Source organism: Burkholderia sp. S-53 (assembly GCF_025560745.1).
GTDB lineage: Bacteria > Pseudomonadota > Gammaproteobacteria > Burkholderiales > Burkholderiaceae > Burkholderia > Burkholderia pyrrocinia.
The window spans coordinates 1,019,572-1,036,189 of sequence record NZ_CP090483.1; the positions used below are offsets into that span (position 1 = coordinate 1,019,572).

General features: G+C 67.1%; 18 protein-coding genes and 1 tRNA gene. 9 read left to right on the forward strand and 10 right to left on the reverse strand.

Translation table 11 applies throughout. The annotated features are described in order from the left end of the window. The first annotated feature begins 83 nt into the window (after positions 1-83). From minC to LXM88_RS09780, 4 genes are all read left to right on the forward strand, one after another. On the forward strand, positions 84-863 hold the full coding sequence (gene minC, locus LXM88_RS09765) for a septum site-determining protein MinC (protein WP_262541669.1): 780 nt from the start codon (positions 84-86) through the stop codon (positions 861-863). Positions 864-920: 57 nt separating this feature from the next. Continuing rightward, a complete protein-coding gene (minD, locus tag LXM88_RS09770) occupies positions 921-1,736 on the forward strand; it encodes a septum site-determining protein MinD (RefSeq protein ID WP_034182973.1) in 816 nt (271 codons plus the stop codon). A 12-nt stretch (positions 1,737-1,748) separates the two neighbouring features. Next, positions 1,749-2,003 (forward strand): cell division topological specificity factor MinE, encoded by a 255-nt coding sequence (gene minE / locus LXM88_RS09775; protein ID WP_006486661.1) that lies wholly within the window; start codon positions 1,749-1,751, stop codon positions 2,001-2,003. Positions 2,004-2,161: 158 nt separating this feature from the next. Next, positions 2,162-2,563: a YXWGXW repeat-containing protein gene (locus tag LXM88_RS09780; RefSeq protein WP_262541671.1), complete on the forward strand. Its 402-nt coding sequence runs from the start codon at positions 2,162-2,164 to the stop codon at positions 2,561-2,563. 116 nt (positions 2,564-2,679) lie between these two features. Here the strand turns inward: LXM88_RS09780 and LXM88_RS09785 are convergent, their stop codons facing one another. Further along, positions 2,680-4,218 carry a chloride channel protein gene (locus tag LXM88_RS09785; protein WP_262541672.1) on the reverse strand — a complete coding sequence of 513 codons (1,539 nt, stop codon included), beginning with the start codon at positions 4,216-4,218 and terminating at the stop codon, positions 2,680-2,682. A gap of 171 nt (positions 4,219-4,389) precedes the next feature. On the opposite strand from LXM88_RS09785, the gene waaC reads away from it, so the two are divergent. Beyond that, entirely contained in the window at positions 4,390-5,388 is a 999-nt protein-coding gene (gene waaC / locus LXM88_RS09790) for a lipopolysaccharide heptosyltransferase I (RefSeq protein ID WP_262541673.1), read from the forward strand. A gap of 19 nt (positions 5,389-5,407) precedes the next feature. Here the strand turns inward: waaC and LXM88_RS09795 are convergent, their stop codons facing one another. The 9 genes from LXM88_RS09795 to rph form a co-directional block, all read right to left on the reverse strand. Beyond that, complete coding sequence (locus LXM88_RS09795; protein ID WP_047900066.1) at positions 5,408-5,587, reverse strand: hypothetical protein; 180 nt, start codon at positions 5,585-5,587, stop codon at positions 5,408-5,410. 101 nt (positions 5,588-5,688) lie between these two features. Continuing rightward, positions 5,689-6,999, reverse strand: coding sequence for an MFS transporter (locus tag LXM88_RS09800; RefSeq protein WP_262541674.1), 1,311 nt, complete (start codon positions 6,997-6,999; stop codon positions 5,689-5,691). A gap of 291 nt (positions 7,000-7,290) precedes the next feature. Beyond that, the gene (locus tag LXM88_RS09805) at positions 7,291-7,782 is read right to left on the reverse strand and encodes an energy transducer TonB (protein WP_262541675.1); all 492 of its coding nucleotides are present in this window, start codon (positions 7,780-7,782) and stop codon (positions 7,291-7,293) included. A gap of 349 nt (positions 7,783-8,131) precedes the next feature. Continuing rightward, positions 8,132-8,425 carry a hypothetical protein gene (locus LXM88_RS09810; RefSeq protein ID WP_262541676.1) on the reverse strand — a complete coding sequence of 98 codons (294 nt, stop codon included), beginning with the start codon at positions 8,423-8,425 and terminating at the stop codon, positions 8,132-8,134. Between the two features lie 210 nt (positions 8,426-8,635). Beyond that, a complete protein-coding gene (locus LXM88_RS09815) occupies positions 8,636-9,031 on the reverse strand; it encodes a hypothetical protein (protein WP_047900070.1) in 396 nt (131 codons plus the stop codon). A gap of 138 nt (positions 9,032-9,169) precedes the next feature. Further along, positions 9,170-9,257 (reverse strand) — tRNA-Ser (locus tag LXM88_RS09820). Between the two features lie 135 nt (positions 9,258-9,392). Then, positions 9,393-10,607, reverse strand: a complete 1,215-nt coding sequence (gene hemW, locus LXM88_RS09825) for a radical SAM family heme chaperone HemW (protein WP_262541677.1) — start codon at positions 10,605-10,607, stop codon at positions 9,393-9,395. A gap of 34 nt (positions 10,608-10,641) precedes the next feature. Continuing rightward, the gene (rdgB, locus tag LXM88_RS09830; RefSeq protein ID WP_262541678.1) at positions 10,642-11,268 is read right to left on the reverse strand and encodes an RdgB/HAM1 family non-canonical purine NTP pyrophosphatase; all 627 of its coding nucleotides are present in this window, start codon (positions 11,266-11,268) and stop codon (positions 10,642-10,644) included. Then, positions 11,261-12,001 carry a ribonuclease PH gene (rph, locus tag LXM88_RS09835; protein WP_262541679.1) on the reverse strand — a complete coding sequence of 247 codons (741 nt, stop codon included), beginning with the start codon at positions 11,999-12,001 and terminating at the stop codon, positions 11,261-11,263. Before rph ends, rdgB begins: the two co-directional genes overlap by 8 nt. Before the next feature lie 173 nt (positions 12,002-12,174). On the opposite strand from rph, the gene LXM88_RS09840 reads away from it, so the two are divergent. The 4 genes from LXM88_RS09840 (at position 12,175) to LXM88_RS09855 (ending at position 16,480) form a co-directional block, all read left to right on the forward strand. Next, positions 12,175-13,098: a YicC/YloC family endoribonuclease gene (locus LXM88_RS09840; RefSeq protein ID WP_262541680.1), complete on the forward strand. Its 924-nt coding sequence runs from the start codon at positions 12,175-12,177 to the stop codon at positions 13,096-13,098. Positions 13,099-13,104: 6 nt separating this feature from the next. Beyond that, complete coding sequence (gene gmk, locus LXM88_RS09845; protein ID WP_262541681.1) at positions 13,105-13,788, forward strand: guanylate kinase; 684 nt, start codon at positions 13,105-13,107, stop codon at positions 13,786-13,788. 58 nt (positions 13,789-13,846) lie between these two features. Beyond that, a complete protein-coding gene (gene rpoZ, locus LXM88_RS09850) occupies positions 13,847-14,050 on the forward strand; it encodes a DNA-directed RNA polymerase subunit omega (protein ID WP_006025620.1) in 204 nt (67 codons plus the stop codon). 63 nt (positions 14,051-14,113) lie between these two features. Further along, entirely contained in the window at positions 14,114-16,480 is a 2,367-nt protein-coding gene (locus LXM88_RS09855) for a RelA/SpoT family protein (RefSeq protein WP_262541682.1), read from the forward strand. Positions 16,481-16,618 lie beyond the last annotated feature (138 nt).

A 16,618-nucleotide genomic window follows, 5' to 3' on the forward strand; every position in this document is an offset into this window, starting at 1 on the left:
GCCTTCGCAACCCGGAGTCCCAAAAATAATGGCCGCGCGCGTGGACGCCTGTAAAATACGCAAAAAATTTTTGCAGAGTGTCCATGTCGCTTAAAAAATCGCCATTCTTCGAGCTGCGCAGCGGATCGGTCGATACGTTGCTGTTCACCGTGAAGACGACCGATCTCGATGCGTTGCGTACCGAACTGGTCAAGCGCTTCGAAGCGACCCCCGAGTTTTTTGCCGACGACGTCGTCGCGATCGACGTCCGCCGCCTGGCGGAGGGAGAACGCGTCGCGCTGGCCGATATCCGCCAGATGCTGAACGACGTGCGGATGCGCCCGGTGGGCGTGGTCGCACTGGCAACGCAGGGCTGGGCGGGGGAAGCCGGCCTGCCGTTGCTCGAGGCGCGCGATCGCCGTGGGCCGGCCGTGAAGCCGGCCGAGGGCGCGGAAGCGTCGCCGGTCGCCGAGGCCGTCGTCGCTGCAGCAGCCGCGGCGGCGCCCGAGCAGGCATCCGAGCCGGCGCCGGCGTCGAGCCAGACGGGCGGCCAGACGCTCGTGATCGACCGGCCGTTGCGTTCGGGGCAGCAGATTTACGCGAAAGGAGACCTCGTGGTGCTCGCGCCGGTCAGTCACGGCGCGGAGATCATCGCGGAAGGCAATATCCACATCTACGCGCCGTTGCGCGGCCGCGCACTCGCGGGCGTGCACGGCAATCACGACGCGCGCATTTTCTGCACGTGTCTCGAACCGGAACTGATTTCGATCGCGGGTATCTATCGAACAACCGAGAACCCGTTGCCCGCCGAAGTCCTGGGCAAAGCGGTGCAGATCCGGCTCGAAGAGGAAAAACTGATGATCGAACCGCTGCGCCTGACGTAATCCACGCGGCGCTCCGGGTCGATCGGCTCTCATTGACGAACACAGGGTATTGGGTAAATGGCAAAAATCATCGTGGTGACCTCGGGCAAGGGCGGCGTGGGCAAGACGACGACGAGCGCGAGCTTTGCGTCCGGTATCGCGCTGCGCGGCCACAAGACGGCCGTGATCGACTTCGACGTCGGCCTGCGCAACCTCGATCTCATCATGGGCTGCGAGCGTCGCGTCGTGTATGACCTCGTGAACGTGATCCAGGGCGAAGCGAACCTGAACCAGGCGCTGATCAAGGACAAGAAGTGCGAGAACCTGTTCATCCTGCCGGCGTCGCAGACGCGCGACAAGGACGCGCTGACGCGTGACGGCGTCGAGAAGGTGCTGAACGACCTGGTCGCGATGGACTTCGAATACATCGTCTGCGATTCGCCGGCCGGTATCGAAGCCGGTGCGCTGCACGCGATGTACTTCGCCGACGAAGCGCTGATCGTCACGAACCCGGAAGTGTCGTCGGTGCGCGACTCGGACCGCATTCTCGGCATCCTGTCGTCGAAGACGAAGCGCGCGACCGAAGGCAAGGATCCGATCAAGGAACACCTGCTGATCACGCGCTACAGCCCGAAGCGCGTGAGCGAAGGCGAGATGCTGTCGCTCGAGGACATCAGCGAGATCCTGCGGATCAAGCTGATCGGCGTGGTGCCCGAATCGGAAGCCGTGCTGCACGCGTCGAACCAGGGCCTGCCGGCCGTGCACATCGACGGCACCGATGTCGCCGAAGCGTACAAGGACGTCGTCGCGCGCTTCCTCGGCGAGGACAAGCCGCTGCGCTTCACCGATTACCAGAAGCCGGGCCTGCTGCAGCGCCTCTTCGGCAGCAAGTAACGGAGGCCGCCCATGTCCATCCTTTCGTTTCTCCTCGGCGAGAAGAAGAAGTCCGCATCGGTCGCGAAGGAGCGCCTGCAGCTCATCATCGCGCACGAGCGGGTCGGCGGCCGGCCGCCGGCCGATTACCTGCCGGCGCTCCAGAAAGAGCTGGTCGCGGTCATCTCGAAGTACGTCCATATTTCGAACGATGACATCCGCGTGAGCCTCGAGCGCCAGGACGATCTCGAAGTCCTCGAAGTGAAGATCGAGATCCCGCAAGCCTGACCGTTGCCTGTCCCTCCGCACGGCGGTACCCGCCGCCGTGCGCGTCTTACGCCCTGTTGCACTTTCGGGCACGCCGTAACACGACGCCTGTCGGCCGTTATCGGTCCTCCCGCATTGAACGAATACGCTCGCGTTACTTGTTCAACCAGGAGGTTGTGATGGCTGTCTCTACCGTTCAACGTCGTATCGTTTCGCTCGCGCTGTTTGCCGCGGGCCTGTCAGCCGTCGTCGCGCCGTTTGCCGCGCATGCGGACGAGATCCTCGTCGGCGCACCCGTGATCGCGCCGCAGGGCCGCCTGGTCATCGCCGAGCCGGTCGCCGTGCGCACCGAGGAAATCGTCGTCGTCGCGCCGAATGCGCCGCCGCCCGTGCGCTACGAGGTCGTGCCGACCACGCGGGTAGGCTATGTGTGGGAACGCGGGCACTGGCACTGGGACCATGGCAGCTACGTGTGGATCGGCGGGCACTGGGAAGCCGAGCGCGTCGGCATGCAATGGGTGCCGGGCCACTGGGACCAGCGCGGTCCGAACTGGTTCTGGACCCGCGGCCACTGGGCATGATGGAGGTGCGTGATGAAAAGAACCGCAATCGCCATCGCGCTCGTCGCGATCACGCTGGCCGGGTGCATCGTCGTGCCGGCACGGCCCGTCTACTATCGTCCGGCACCCGTCGTGATCTACTGAGCGTCGCGCGGGCCGGGCTGCGCCGGGGCATGGGTGCCGGACGCCGCCGGCCCGGCGTCGTGCGGCGCCGGCGCGTGTGCCGCGCCATCGCCCGGTGCCGTGGTGGCCAACTTGTCGCTGTCTTCGTCGCGCAGCGTGTCGAGCGGATCGGCGGGTGCGGCGGTCGCATCCTGCGGCTCGGTGACGCCGGTCGCCGCCGCGGTTGCCGCGGCCGGTTCCGCGGCCGCGACGGGCGGCGCGAGATAGCGCTGGGCGAGCGTTTCGTAGAGCGGCGGCGCGAAAAAGCGCGACACGCGGCTCGACACCAGCGCGGTGGCCATCAGCGAAATCACGAGCGCGTGGCCGTTGATCATCTCCATCACGATCACGAACGACGTGATCGGCGACTGCGTGACGGCTGCAAGATAGCCGACCATCGCGAGCGCGATCAGCATCGGCAGGCTCATGTTGCCGAACACGATGTGCAGCAGGTTGCCGAATCCGGCGCCGATCGACAGCGACGGCGCGAAGATCCCGCCCGGGATGCCCGGCAGGTACGACGCGACCATCGACACCATTTTCAGGAACGGGTAGAACACCGACAGCTGCTCGCGGCCGTCGAGCAGGCCGCGCGCCTCGGCATAGCCGCTGCCGAACGTCGTGCCGCCCGACACGAGGCCGACGACGGCGATCACGAAGCCGCACAGCGCGGCGAACGCGATCGGCCGCTCGCGATACAGGCCGAGCAGTTGCGCGGGCAGCCAGCGTCCCGTGTTGAGCAGCAGCCAGCAGAACAGGCCGCCCGCGATGCCCGTCACGATCGCGGTGACCAGCACCGCGAGCGCCAGCAGCTTCGGGAAATGGGGGCCGGCATCGATCGTGCCGAAATAGGTATAGTTGCCGTTCAGGCCGAGCGCGACGACGCCGGCGAGGATGATCGCGGTGATCAGCACGCCGCTCGCGCGCGCGGAGAAGCTGCGGGTCAGCTCCTCGATCGCGAACACGATCCCGGCGAGCGGCGTATTGAACGCGGCCGACAGCCCGGCCGCCGCGCCGGCCAGCACCAGTTGGCGTTCGATCTGCGCGTTCGAGCGCGGGTAGAATCTCCGCAGGTTGAACATCAGCGCCGCGCCGACCTGCACGGTCGGCCCCTCGCGACCGATCGTGAAGCCGCCCAGGATGCCCAGGAACGACACCAGCACCTTGCCGAACAGGATGCGCAATGTCAGCAGCCGGGCGCCGAATGCGCTCGGGCGCGCATGCAGCGTTGCGATCACCTGCGGGATGCCGCTGCCCTCGGCGCCGCGGAAGAACCGGCGCGTGATCCACACGGACGCGGCGGCGATTGCCGGCGTCAGCAGCAGCGGCAGCCACGGGGCGTGATCGCGCATCGTGCGGAAGGTCTCGTAGCCCCAGTCGATCAGCCGCGCGTAAAGCACGGCCGCGAGGCCGACGACGATCGCGCCGAGCCAGAACACGCCGTACTGGCGCCAGATTCGCAGCGAGCGGCGGGTGAGAGCGGGAAACAGGGCGGGAAGGGCGGGGCGTGGCATCGGCGCGGGCCGGAAGGCAAAGACCGCATTATAAAAAGGAACCGGGGCGACGCCTTGGGTGTCAGTGTTTCGCAAGCTTGAAACATTTCGTTACAAATATAATTCAGGGGTAATGTGCGTGGCGGACATCCGTCGCTAGCATCCCAAAATGGTTGGCTCTTCCCCGCAAACGTGAAACGCATCCTCATCGTAAAAGTGACGTCGCTAGGTGACGTCGTCCAGACACTGCCGGTCGTCGCGGACCTGCATCGCGCCTTTCCCGGCGTGACGGTCGACTGGGCAGTCGACGAATCGTGCGCCGAGGTCGTGCGCTGGCATCCGGGCGTGAGCGCCGTCCTGTGCGCACCGCTGCGCCGCTTCAAGAAACTCCGGAACGCCGGCGACCTGAAGGCGATCTCGGCGTCGATCGGCGCGTTGCGTGCGCACCGCTACGACGCGGTCATCGACCTGCACGGCGTCTACAAGAGCGCGATCATTTCGGCGCTGGCGCGCGCCGCGCGTCGCGTCGGCTACCAGACACAGGATCTCGGCGAAACGGGCGCACGCTTCGCGTATTCGCATCGCTTCGGCCCGCGGCCGGACTGCGATGCGTGGCACGGGATGCGAGTGAGCGCCGGCGAGGCGCTCGGCTACGTGCCCGAGGGCGTTGCCACGTACGGCGTCGTCCCGCCGCAGGTCGCGAGCCTGCCGGCGGCCGTGACCGACGGCGCGCCGTTCATGCTGCTGTTCCATGCGACGTCCAATCCCGACAAGAAATGGCCGGCCGACCACTGGGCCGCGCTCGCCACGCAGATGATGGCGCGCGGCGTGCGCGTGCTGTTGCCATGGGGATCGGCTGCCGAGCATGACGACGCGCAGGACATCGCCGCGCGCGCGCCGGGCGCGGTCGTGCTGCCCGCGATGACGGTGCGCGAACTCGGCGCGGCGCTCGGCCGGGCCGCGCTCGTGGTGGGCGTCGATACGGGGTTCGTGCACATGGCGCACGCGCTGCAGCGGCCGACCGTGATGATTTTCGTCGCGACGTCGCGCCACCATTGCGGCATCGGCGGCGCACCGAATGCACTGTCGATCGGCGAGCCGGGCGCGATGCCGTCCGTCGAGCAGGCGCTGGACGCGATCGATGCGGTCGGCCCCGCCTACGGCGCGCTGCGCGCGCGACTGACCGCCTGACGCAGCGGGGCGGGCCGGTTCAGGCGAGCAGCGCCTCGACCGTGATGACGGCGGCGACGGCCGCCAGATTCGCCAGCAGCGCCTCGAACAGGAGGCCGCGCCACGTCTTCGGCCGGAAGCGCAGCGCGAGCAGCAGCGCGCCACCCAGCGCGAGCGCGAGGATCAGGACGAGATCGGCATTGCCGAGGCGGATGTTCATGGCGGCGGCTCCTTCGGGGCGGGATCCGGGGGCGCAGCGGCGCGCCCAGGATCGAGTATAGGCAGCGCCGGCCGCCGCACAACCCGGGTCGCCCCGGGGTCTCAGACGAGCGACGCGTCGCGCGTTTCGCGCATCAGCAGCACGCCGACCAGGCTGATCGCCGCCGCGATCGATACATAGCCGCCGACCCACGACAGCCCGCCGCGCGCAGCCAGCAGTTGCGCGATATACGGCGCGATCGACGCGCCGAGGATCCCGCCGAGGTTGTACGCGACACCCGCGCCCGTATAGCGGACGTTGGTTGGGAACAGTTCCGGCAGCAGCGCGCCCATCGGCGCGAACGTCACGCCCATCAGGAACAGCTCGATCGTCAGGAACAGCGCGACGAGCGGCATCGAGCCGCTGCCGAGCAGCGGTTCCATCGCGAAACCGGACAACAGCGCGGCGACCGCGCCGACGACGAGCACCGGCTTGCGGCCGAAACGGTCCGACGCCCACGCGGAAAGCGGCGTTGCGAGCCCCATGAACACGACCGCGAAGCACAGCAGGCCGAGGAAGCTCTGGCGCGGAATATGCAGCGCCGACACGCCGTACGACAGCGAGAACACCGTCGAGATGTAGAACAGCGTGTAGCAGACGACCATCGCGAGCGCGCCGAGCAGCGTCGGCTGCCAGTGTTGCGTGACGAGCGTCGCGACCGGCACGCGCACGCGTTCGTTGCGATCGAGCGCCGCCTGGAACGCGGGCGTTTCGGTGATCTTGAGCCGCACGTACAGGCCGAGCGCGACGAGCACCGCGCTGACCAGGAACGGGATGCGCCAGCCCCAGCTGCGGAACTGCTCGTCGGACAGCGACAGCGCGAGCGCGAAGAACAGGCCGTTCGACATCAGGAAGCCGACCGAGGGCCCGAGCTGCGGGAACATCCCGAACCAGCCGCGCTTGCCCTGCGGCGCGTGCTCGGTCGCGAGCAGCGCCGCGCCGCCCCATTCGCCGCCGAGGCCGATCCCCTGGCCGAAGCGCAGCACGCACAGCAGCACCGGCGCGAGCGTGCCGATCGCGTCGTAGCCGGGCACGAAGCCGATTGCGGTGGTGGACACGCCCATCACGAGCAGCGACGCGACGAGCGTCGATTTGCGGCCGATGCGGTCGCCGAAATGCCCGAACAGGAACGAGCCGATCGGGCGCGCAATGAACGCGATGCCGAACGTGACGAATGCGGACAGCGCCTGCGCGGTCGCGGAGCCGTGCGGGAAGAAGACCGGGCCGATGACGAGCGCGGCGGCCGTCGCGTACACGTAGAAATCGTAGAACTCGATCGCGGTGCCGATGAAGCTCGCGAACACGATGCGCCGGTGGCTGACGGCGCCGGCCGAACCGGTTGCGTGTGCAACGGTCGGGGGGGATGCGGACATGGATGTCTCCGTTTTGTCGTTGGGGCGGTCGGCTGTGCGTGCGGTCGGGCAGGCGGACGCCTGCCGGGGGCAGCCGAGCGGATGATGCGGTGGTGGCGTGGAAGCGCGCCGTCGTGCGGACGTCACCCGCCGGTCGACGATGGAGACGGGTAGGTCGCCGCCGCCCGGTGCCGGCGTGGTCGGCTCGCATGCCGGGTGGGGCGCGCGAGCGCGCGCGGCGTGATGGCCGCGCGATCGAGGAAAATTATAGCCAGCGCCGCCGCACACCGGCAATCGCGGCGCGGCGGGCGGTCAGTCGAGCGACTGCGCCTGCGCGGACGCGGTGCTTTGCAACTGGAAGTGGCCGTCGTCGTTGAAGAGCCAGCCTTCCATCATTTCGATCTGGCCGTTGCCGTCGAGCAGTCGCGACGGCGGCGCCGGCAGCGGCGCCGAGCGGCGCAGCGACGCGAGCGCGAGCGCTTCCGCTTCGCTGTCGCCGTTGCTGCGATAGATGGAGGCGTTGACGAGGCGGCCGTTGCGATCGACGGTGAATGCGACGACGACGAGCGAACGGAGCATCGCCTGCGGTGTGCCGTGCAGCATGCCGGACGGATTGCGTTCGGCAACGCGTTGTGCGATCTCGACGCGATACTGGTCGCGGCTCGCGCTGCGCGTGATCGACGGAATCGTCAGGATCGAGTGCAGCGACGGCGGCGGCGTGATCGTGCACGCCGCAAGCATGGCGACGACGGCCAGCGCAGCAATACGCAGCCGGTCGACGCGCGGACGGAGAAGGAGGCGCATGGAAGATAGCCAGAGGTGACTATAAAAAAATGATAGGCGCATGCGCGCAAGCCGATATCGGGAGAAACGCATAACGCGCGCTGCCGGGCGTTGCGATCGCTGATGATGACGGCCGGGCGCCGCACCGCGCGTTGCGATGTGACGTGACATGTGACGGCGCGCCCGACCGGCTCGCGTTGCGGCAGCGCATGCGCGTGCCGGCGTACGTGTTGCAAGGTTGAAAGCTTGAAAGGCGCAACACGCGGATTACGCGCAGGCTCGCGACGATCGTCCGGCCGCGCGCAGCGGTCGCCGAATGCGGCACCGCGACCGATGTCCGCGCAATCGCATGCGATGCCGTCCGCCGGGTTCAGAAGCCGTGCGTGACGAGCGACAGCACCGACAGGTCGGGGTGCGTACCGTCGATGATGCTCTTGCCGATGTGCACGGCTTCGTGGACCGCTTCATCGATGCTCGCGAAGCTTTCCTCGCCGTCCGCGTGGAACGGCACCGCGTGGCCGGGCAGTGCCGGATTCGCGCCCGGATGGCACACGTAGCCGGTGTAGGTGTAGCGCGTGTCGTTGCCGGGCGCGGTGGCCGGCACGACATGAATCTCGAAGCCTTCGTAATCGACGTGTTCCGTCGATGTCGACAGTTCGGTCATGGCGATCTCCCTGTGCCGCGCGCAGGGGTGGCGCGTGCGGCATCGACTACGCGGCGGCGGTCGTGTCGCCGTGTTGAACGAATTCTAGGTGATCGCGGGGCGGGCCGGGAGACTGCCGGCACGGTGCGACGGTGGCCGTCACGCGGATTCGGTTGTGCGCTGCCGCGAGCGCAGGTTCCGTGTCGATTGACGGGCGCGCGCGTGGCTGCGTCATTGTTTGCAGCGTGCGTCCTTTCGTTGCACGACGACGATCACCGGGTACTTCTGGCCGTGGTCGAGCTCGACGCGCGCCACGACGGTCAGCGTCGCCGGATCGGAATCGTCGTACACGCTGACCTGTTCGTTGCGGAGGTAGGTCACGCCGGTGCAGTTCGACGTGCGTCCGTCGTCCGACACCTTGCACTGGAGATCGTTGTCCTTCAGGTAGTTGTAGGGTGACGGGCTCGCGAGGTATTCGCTCAGGCCGCGCGGCGAGCCGCCGACGCCGGTCACGTATGCGATCGCGCACGACGCCTGCGCGTCGCTGCCGGAGGCGGTGTCGGCCGCGGCGTGCGTGCTGACGGCAGCCAGCATGGCGACGAGCGACGAGACGATGAAGGGTTTCATGACGTGGGTTTCCCGTTTCGCGAATCGGAGCGCGGGATTGTAACGGCATCCGGCGCGGCGCGTCGGAACGTGGGGAGGGGCGTGCGGACAAACAAAAACCCCGTCATTCAGCGAATGGACGGGGTTTGGCGAACTTGCTGGCGGAAGCGGTGAGATTCGAACTCACGGACAGTTTCCCGTCGCTGGTTTTCAAGACCAGTGCCTTAAACCGCTCGGCCACGCTTCCACGCGAGGCGGCATTGTAACCGAAATGCCGCGCCTGTCGACCGGAGTTGGCACTTCAGTGCCTACTCCGGTCCCATGCATCGCGGTCGACCGGAGCCGGCACTTCAGTGCCGTCCCCAGCTTCGCACTCGTCGTTTCAATCGTCGCGCAGGAACAGTTCCTGCAGGTCGTTGAGGAAACGCTGACCGAGCGGGGTCGGTGCGATCTGCGCGAAATCGCGCGCGATCAGCCCGCGCCGTTCCGCTTCCTTCAGCGCCGGCTCGATCGTGCTCATCGGCAGGCCCGTGCGTTCGGCAAAGCTGTGCACGGGGAAGCCCTCGACGAGCCGCAGCGTATTCAGCATGAACTCGAACGGCAGGTCGCGCGCACCGACTTCACGCTCTTCCTGTACGGCCGTGCCGGCCATCGCCTGCTCGATGAAGGTTGCCGGATGCTTGTAGCGTGCCTGCCGCAGGATCCGGTTCGGGAACGACAGCTTCGTGTGCGCGCCCGCGCCGATCCCGAGATAGTCGCCGAAGCGCCAGTAGTTCAGGTTGTGCTTGCACTGATGATTCGGCTTCGCGTAGGCGGAGACTTCGTAGCGCCCGTAGCCGGCCTCGGTCGTGCGCGCGTGGATCCATTCCTGCATGTCGGCCGACGCGTCGTCGTCGGGGACGACGGGCGGGAACTTCGCGAACAGCGTGTTCGGCTCGAGCGTCAGGTGATACAGCGACAGATGCGGCGGCGCGAACGACAGCGCGGTCTCGATGTCGGTGCGGCATTCATCGAGCGTCTGGTTCGGCAGCGCGAACATCAGGTCGAGGTTGAAGTTGTCGAAGTTCTTCGCGGCGATCTCGACAGCGGCGCGCGCCTGCGCGGTGTCGTGAATCCGGCCGAGCGCCTTCAGGTGCGCCTCGTTGAAGCTCTGGATGCCGACCGACAGCCGGTTCACGCCGCTCGCGCGGAACTGCGCGAACTTCGCGGCCTCGAACGTACCCGGATTCGCCTCGAGCGTGATCTCGGCATCGGCGTCGAGCGGCAGCAGGGCACGCACGTCGGACAGCATCCGGTCGAGGCCGGCCGCCGACAGCAGGCTCGGCGTGCCGCCGCCGATGAACACGGTATGCACCTGCCGTCCCCACACGAGCGGCAGCGCCTGCTCGAGATCGGCGCGCAGCGCGTCGAGATACTCGGTTTCCGGGAACCGTTCGCCTTTCCACTCGTGCGAGTTGAAATCGCAGTACGGGCACTTGCGCACGCACCACGGAAAATGCACGTACAGCGCGAGCGGCGGCAGCGACGTGAGCCGCACCTGTCCGGGCGACGTGAACGTCGCGACGACGCGCGCGCCGGTTTCCGCGGCCTGGCTCATGCGGCCTCCCGCAGCGAATGGGTATCGGGCACGGTCATGCTTCCTCCGCGAGCCGCGCAAGCAGCGCCTTCAGCGCAAGCGCGCGGTGGCTGTGCGTGTTCTTCACGGCCGGCTCGAGTTCGGCTGCCGTCGCGCCGAGCGACGGCAGGTAGAAATACGGGTCATAGCCGAATCCGTGCTCGCCGCGCGGCGTGTCGACGATTTCGCCGGCCCAGCGCCCTTCGGCGAACAGCGGCTCGGGATCGTCCGCATGGCGCACGAGCGCGAGCACGCAGCAATAGTATGCGCGCCGGTCGTCGACGCCGCGCAATTGCTCGACGAGATACGCGTTGTTCGCCGCGTCGCCCTTGTCGCCGCCCGCGCGCTGTGCGTAGCGTGCCGAATAGACGCCCGGTGCGCCGCGCAGCACGCGCACGCACAGGCCGGAATCGTCGGCGATCGCCGGCAGCCCGGTGAGCCGCGACGCGTGCCGCGCCTTCGTCAGCGCGTTCTCGATGAACGTGCCGAACGGTTCTTCCGCTTCGGGAACCGCAAGGTCGCCCTGCGGGACGATCTCGATGCCGACCGTCGCGAACAGCGCGGTGAATTCGCGCAGCTTGCCGGGGTTGTTCGACGCGAGAACGATGCGCGACAGCGGCGCGATGGTGCGATCGTCAGGCATGACCGGCGCCCAGGACGTCCTTCTGCAACTGCACGAGCCCGGCGATCCCGCCCTGCGCGAGGTCGAGCAGCGCATTCATCTCGGCGCGCGAGAACGGCACGCCTTCGGCCGTGCCCTGGACTTCGACGAAGCCGCCGGCGCCCGTCATCACGACGTTCATGTCGGTATCGCAGCGCGAATCTTCCGCGTAGTCGAGATCGAGCACCGGCGCGCCTTCGTACACGCCGACCGAGATCGCGGCGACGTGGTCGGTGATCGGCGAGCGCGTGAGCTTGCCGGCCGCGATCAGCTTCGACACGGCGTCGTGCGCGGCGACGAATGCGCCGGTGATGCTCGCCGTGCGCGTGCCGCCGTCGGCCTGGATGACGTCGCAGTCGATGTGGATCGTGCGCGGGCCGAGTGCCTCGAGATCGAACACCGCGCGCAGCGCGCGGCCGATCAGGCGCTGAATTTCCTGCGTACGGCCCGTCTGCTTGCCGCGCGCGGCTTCGCGGTCGCTGCGCGTGTGCGTCGCGCGCGGCAGCATCCCGTATTCGGCGGTCAGCCAGCCTTGCCCGCGGTCGCGCAGGAATTCGGGCACGCGTTCGGCGACGCTTGCGGTGCAGAGCACCTTGGTGTCGCCGAATTCGACCAGCACGGAGCCTTCTGCATGTTTCGTGTAGTGGCGCGTGAGGGCGACCTTGCGCAGTTCGTCGGCGCGGCGGCCGCTCGGGCGGGAAAGGGAGGACGTCATGTGGGAATCGCGGAAGGAGAGGAAACCCCGATTTTAGCGCCGAACGGCCGGCTTGCCCGGCGGGGTGGTCCGCAAAAATGGGATAATGCGCGCTTCCCGCCCCGCGCCTTTCGATGCGCCGGGCGCCTCGACATATCCCCGCCCGCGAGGGCAACCAGACGGCGAGACGAACCATGATCTACAGCATGACGGGCTACGCGAGCGCGACGCGCGAACTCGCAACGGCCACCGGCAACGGCGGCACCAGCGTGTCGGTCGAACTGCGCACCGTGAACTCGCGCTTCCTCGACCTGAATTTCCGGATGCCGGACGACGTGCGTGCGTGCGAACCCGCGCTGCGCGAAATGCTGATGAACAAGCTGTCGCGCGGCAAGGTCGACGTACGCATCAACCTGCAGCGCGGCGAACAGAGCATCGGTGCGGGCGCGCTGAACGAGTCGGCGCTCGGCCAGCTTGCCGATCTCGAGCGCGCGGTGCTCGACTCGTTTCCGGGCGTCGGCCGCCTGCGCGCGGGCGAGATCCTGCGCTGGCCCGGCGTGATCGCCGAAAGCGGCGTGTCGGCCGACGCGATCCGCGACGCGGTGCTCGCGTGCGGCAAGGAAGCGATCGGGGAGCTGGTCGTCGTGCGTTCGCGCGAAGGCGCGCAACTGGCGACGATGCTGCTGTCGAACGTCGCCGAGATGGAAGCGATCGTCGCGCGCATCACGCCGCTCGTGCCGGAGCTGATCGCGAAGCATCAGCAGAAGATCGTCGAGCGTCTGCAGGAAGCGCTCGGCATCGCGGCGCCCGAAGGCAGCGCGCCGATCGTGACGCGCGAGGAAGCGGCGGAGCGCATTCGTCAGGAAGTGACGATGTACGGGATCCGGATCGACATCGCGGAAGAGCTGTCGCGGCTCACCGCGCACCTGAACGAAACGCGTCATGTGATCGAGAAGGGCGGCCGCGTCGGCAAGCGTCTCGACTTCATGATGCAGGAACTGAATCGCGAAGCGAACACGCTCGGCTCGAAGGCGGCGGCGAAGGAACTGGCCGACGCGTCGATGGCACTCAAGCTGTTGATCGAGCAGATGCGCGAGCAAGTGCAAAACCTGGAGTAACGCAACATGACCAACCCCACCCACGACGGCCACGCCGCGCATTCGCTGCACGGCGGCGTCTATCCCGGCAACCTGTTCATGGTCGTCGCGCCGTCGGGCGCCGGCAAGTCGACGCTCGTGAATGCGCTGTTGTCGAAGGACAGCGACATCTGCCTGTCGATCTCGTACACGACGCGCAAGCCGCGCCCGGGCGAACAGGACGGCCAGCATTACCACTTCACGTCCGTCGAGGATTTCCGCGCGCGTCACGCGGCGCACGAATTCCTCGAGAGCGCGGAAGTGCACGGCAACTACTACGGCACGTCGCGCGTCTGGATCGAAGAGCAGATGAAGAACGGCCACGACGTGCTGCTCGAGATCGACTGGCAGGGCGCGCTGCAGGTGAAGAAGCAGTTCCGCAACGCGGTCGGCATCTTCATCCTGCCGCCGTCGCTCGACGCGCTAGAAGAGCGCCTGAAGAAGCGCGGCCAGGACGAACCGAACGTGATCACGCGGCGCCTGCTGGCCGCGGGCAGCGAGATCGCGCACGCGTCGGAAGCGGAATACGTGGTGATCAACGAGAATTTCGAGCGTGCGCTCGCGGAGCTCGAATGCATCGTCGCGGCGACGCGCCTGCGCTTTGCTTCGCAGTACGCGCGACACACCGAGCTGTTCATCGAGCTCGGCATCCATCTGCCCCACGCGGAATGACGCGGGGGCCGAGGGACATAAGGTAGAATAAGGACTATATTCAGAAGGAATTACCACCATGGCTCGCATTACCGTCGAAGACTGCCTGAAGCAAATCCCGAACCGCTTCGAACTGGCGCTCGCCGCCACCTATCGCGCGCGGCAGCTCGCGCAAGGCCATACGCCGAAGATCGAAAGCCGCGACAAGCCGACCGTCGTCGCGCTGCGCGAGATCGCCGCCGGCCAGGTCGGCGTCGAGATGCTGAAGAAGGTGCCGGTGTAACGCGCATCCGGCCCGTTCCAGCCATGTAACCCACGCGCGCAACGACTCGACCTGGAGGCGAATATGAGCACCACCCCATCGTCCGCCTCCGCGGATCCGACCACCGAAGTCACGGCCCAGTCGCCTGCGCGCCAGTACATCGACGCGGTCCTCGAACAGTCCTTCCGGCATCTGTTCGGGCCGACCGCCACTCCGGAGCAGCCGCGCAAGCACGGCGTCGTTTCGATCGCGAAACTGACGGCCGCGCTTGCCGAGTATCTCGCCCCGGACGAAATCAAAGAGGTCAAGGCGGCGTTCCACTTCGGCGACGAAGCCCACCTCGGTCAATATCGCCAGAGCGGCGAACCCTACATCACCCATCCCGTCGCCGTCGCGGAAATCTGCGCCGGCTGGAAGCTCGACGCGCAGGCCGTGATGGCCGCGCTGCTGCACGACGTGATGGAAGACCAGGGCGTGACCAAGAACGAGCTGGCCGAACGGTTCGGCCCGAAGGTCGCCGAACTGGTCGACGGCCTGTCGAAGCTCGACAAGATGGAATTCCGCAGTCGCGAGGAAGCGCAGGCGGAAAACTTCCGCAAGATGCTGCTCGCGATGGCGCGCGACGTGCGGGTCATTCTCGTCAAGCTCGCCGATCGCCTGCACAACATGCGCACGCTCGGCGCGGTGCCGATGGAAAAGCGCCGTCGCGTCGCGCGGGAAACGCTCGACATCTACGCGCCGATCGCGCACCGGCTCGGGTTGAACAACACGTATCGCGAGCTGCAGGACATGAGCTTCGCGAACTTCAACCCGCATCGCTACGCGACGCTCGAGAAGGCCGTGAAGGCCGCGCGCGGCAATCGCCGCGAAGTGATCAGCAAGATCCTCGAGGCCGCGCAGCGCGCGATGGCCGACGCGAAGATCGACGCCGAGATCACCGGCCGCGAAAAAACGATCTACAGCGTCTATCGCAAGATGCGCGACAAGCAGTTGTCGTTCTCGCAGGTGCTCGACGTGTACGGCTTTCGCGTCGTCGTCGAGAGCGCGCTCGACTGCTACACGTGCATCGGCGCGCTGCATGCGCTGTACAAGCCGGTGCCCGGCAAGTTCAAGGACTACATCGCGATCCCGAAGATCAACGGCTATCAGTCGCTGCACACGACGCTCGTCGGCCCGTTCGGTGCGCCGATCGAGTTCCAGGTGCGCACGCGCAAGATGCACGAGATTGCCGAGGCCGGCGTGGCCGCGCACTGGCTGTACAAGAACGGCAGTGCGGATCTCAGCGACGTGCAGAAGCGCGCGCACCAGTGGCTGAAGTCGCTGCTCGACATCCAGAGCGAAGCCGGCGATTCGAGCGAATTCCTCGAGCACGTGAAGATCGACCTGTTCCCCGACGCGGTCTACGTGTTCACGCCGAAGTCGAAGATCATGGCGCTGCCGCGCGGCGCGACGGCGCTCGATTTCGCGTATTCGATCCACAGCGATCTCGGCAACCAGTGCGTGGCCGTGAAGATCAACAACGAGCTGCTGCCGCTGCGTACCGAGCTGAAGAGCGGCGACATCGTCGAGGTGATCACCGCGCCGTACTCGAAGCCGAACCCCGCATGGCTCGGCTTCGTGCGTACCGGCAAGGCGCGCTCGGCGATTCGTCACTACCTGAAGACGATGCGCCTGAACGAGTCCGTGCAGCTTGGCGAGCGGCTCGTCGACCAGAGCCTGAAGGGCTACGGCCTCGCGCTGGCCGACGTTGCGCCGGAAGTGTGGGAGAAGCTCGTGCAGTGGACGGGCAACAAGAGCCGTCAGGAGATTTTCGCGGACATCGGCCTCGGCCGCCGCGTCGCCGCGGTGATGGCCAAGCGCATCGAGGTGCTGATGAGCGGCCGCGACGCGGACGACGACCTGCCGAAGTCCGAGCGGCATCCGGCGCATCATGCGCCGCCGGTCGTGATTACCGGCACCGAAGGGATGTCCGTGCAGTTGTCGGCATGCTGCCGGCCGATTCCGGGCGACGCGATCATGGGCTACATCGGCATCGGCCTGGGGATGGCGATTCATACGACCGATTGCCGCGTTGCGCAGCGCATCCATCGCCGCGATCCGGGCCGCTGGATCGACGTCGAGTGGGCGCCGCAGCCGGGCCGCCTGTTCGATGTCGCGGTGAAGGCGCTCGTGAAGAATACGAAGGGCATCTTTGCGCGCGTCGCCGCGGACATCACGTCGGCCGACGCGAACATCGTTCATATCGCGATGGACGAGGATCTGACGCACGAATCGACGGTGCTGCGTTTCGTGATCCAGGTCAGCGACCGCGTGCATCTCGCGAACGTGATGCGGCGCGTGCGAACCAATCCGGACGTGATGCGGATCATGCGCGAGCGCTCGACCGACGACGGCGCGCATGCGCGCCACGACGGCGGCATGCGCATCGAGCGCGAGCGGCAGGATTATTGACGCGCACCCTTGCGGGCGATCGTGCAACGGCGGCTGATGGCCGCCGTTTTCATTTTTGTGTTGCGGAGCGAAGGCGCGGCATTGCCGGCGCTCGTCCGAAGCGCGTCGGGCGCAAGTATGGTGTGACGTAAGCGAGGG

Excerpts from the sequence above, each read along its gene's own strand:
- minC (WP_262541669.1), top strand. The coding sequence starts at position 84 with ATGTCGCTTAAAAAATCGCCATTCTTCGAGCTGCGCAGCGGATCGGTC.
- minD (WP_034182973.1), top strand. The coding sequence starts at position 921 with ATGGCAAAAATCATCGTGGTGACCTCGGGCAAGGGCGGCGTGGGCAAG.
- minE (WP_006486661.1), top strand. The coding sequence starts at position 1,749 with ATGTCCATCCTTTCGTTTCTCCTCGGCGAGAAGAAGAAGTCCGCATCG.
- LXM88_RS09780 (WP_262541671.1), top strand. The coding sequence starts at position 2,162 with ATGGCTGTCTCTACCGTTCAACGTCGTATCGTTTCGCTCGCGCTGTTT.
- LXM88_RS09785 (WP_262541672.1), bottom strand. The coding sequence starts at position 4,218 with ATGCCACGCCCCGCCCTTCCCGCCCTGTTTCCCGCTCTCACCCGCCGC.
- LXM88_RS09795 (WP_047900066.1), bottom strand. The coding sequence starts at position 5,587 with ATGAACATCCGCCTCGGCAATGCCGATCTCGTCCTGATCCTCGCGCTC.
- LXM88_RS09800 (WP_262541674.1), bottom strand. The coding sequence starts at position 6,999 with ATGTCCGCATCCCCCCCGACCGTTGCACACGCAACCGGTTCGGCCGGC.
- LXM88_RS09805 (WP_262541675.1), bottom strand. The coding sequence starts at position 7,782 with ATGCGCCTCCTTCTCCGTCCGCGCGTCGACCGGCTGCGTATTGCTGCG.
- LXM88_RS09810 (WP_262541676.1), bottom strand. The coding sequence starts at position 8,425 with ATGACCGAACTGTCGACATCGACGGAACACGTCGATTACGAAGGCTTC.
- LXM88_RS09815 (WP_047900070.1), bottom strand. The coding sequence starts at position 9,031 with ATGAAACCCTTCATCGTCTCGTCGCTCGTCGCCATGCTGGCTGCCGTC.
- hemW (WP_262541677.1), bottom strand. The coding sequence starts at position 10,607 with ATGAGCCAGGCCGCGGAAACCGGCGCGCGCGTCGTCGCGACGTTCACG.
- rdgB (WP_262541678.1), bottom strand. The coding sequence starts at position 11,268 with ATGCCTGACGATCGCACCATCGCGCCGCTGTCGCGCATCGTTCTCGCG.
- rph (WP_262541679.1), bottom strand. The coding sequence starts at position 12,001 with ATGACGTCCTCCCTTTCCCGCCCGAGCGGCCGCCGCGCCGACGAACTG.
- LXM88_RS09840 (WP_262541680.1), top strand. The coding sequence starts at position 12,175 with ATGATCTACAGCATGACGGGCTACGCGAGCGCGACGCGCGAACTCGCA.
- gmk (WP_262541681.1), top strand. The coding sequence starts at position 13,105 with ATGACCAACCCCACCCACGACGGCCACGCCGCGCATTCGCTGCACGGC.
- rpoZ (WP_006025620.1), top strand. The coding sequence starts at position 13,847 with ATGGCTCGCATTACCGTCGAAGACTGCCTGAAGCAAATCCCGAACCGC.
- LXM88_RS09855 (WP_262541682.1), top strand. The coding sequence starts at position 14,114 with ATGAGCACCACCCCATCGTCCGCCTCCGCGGATCCGACCACCGAAGTC.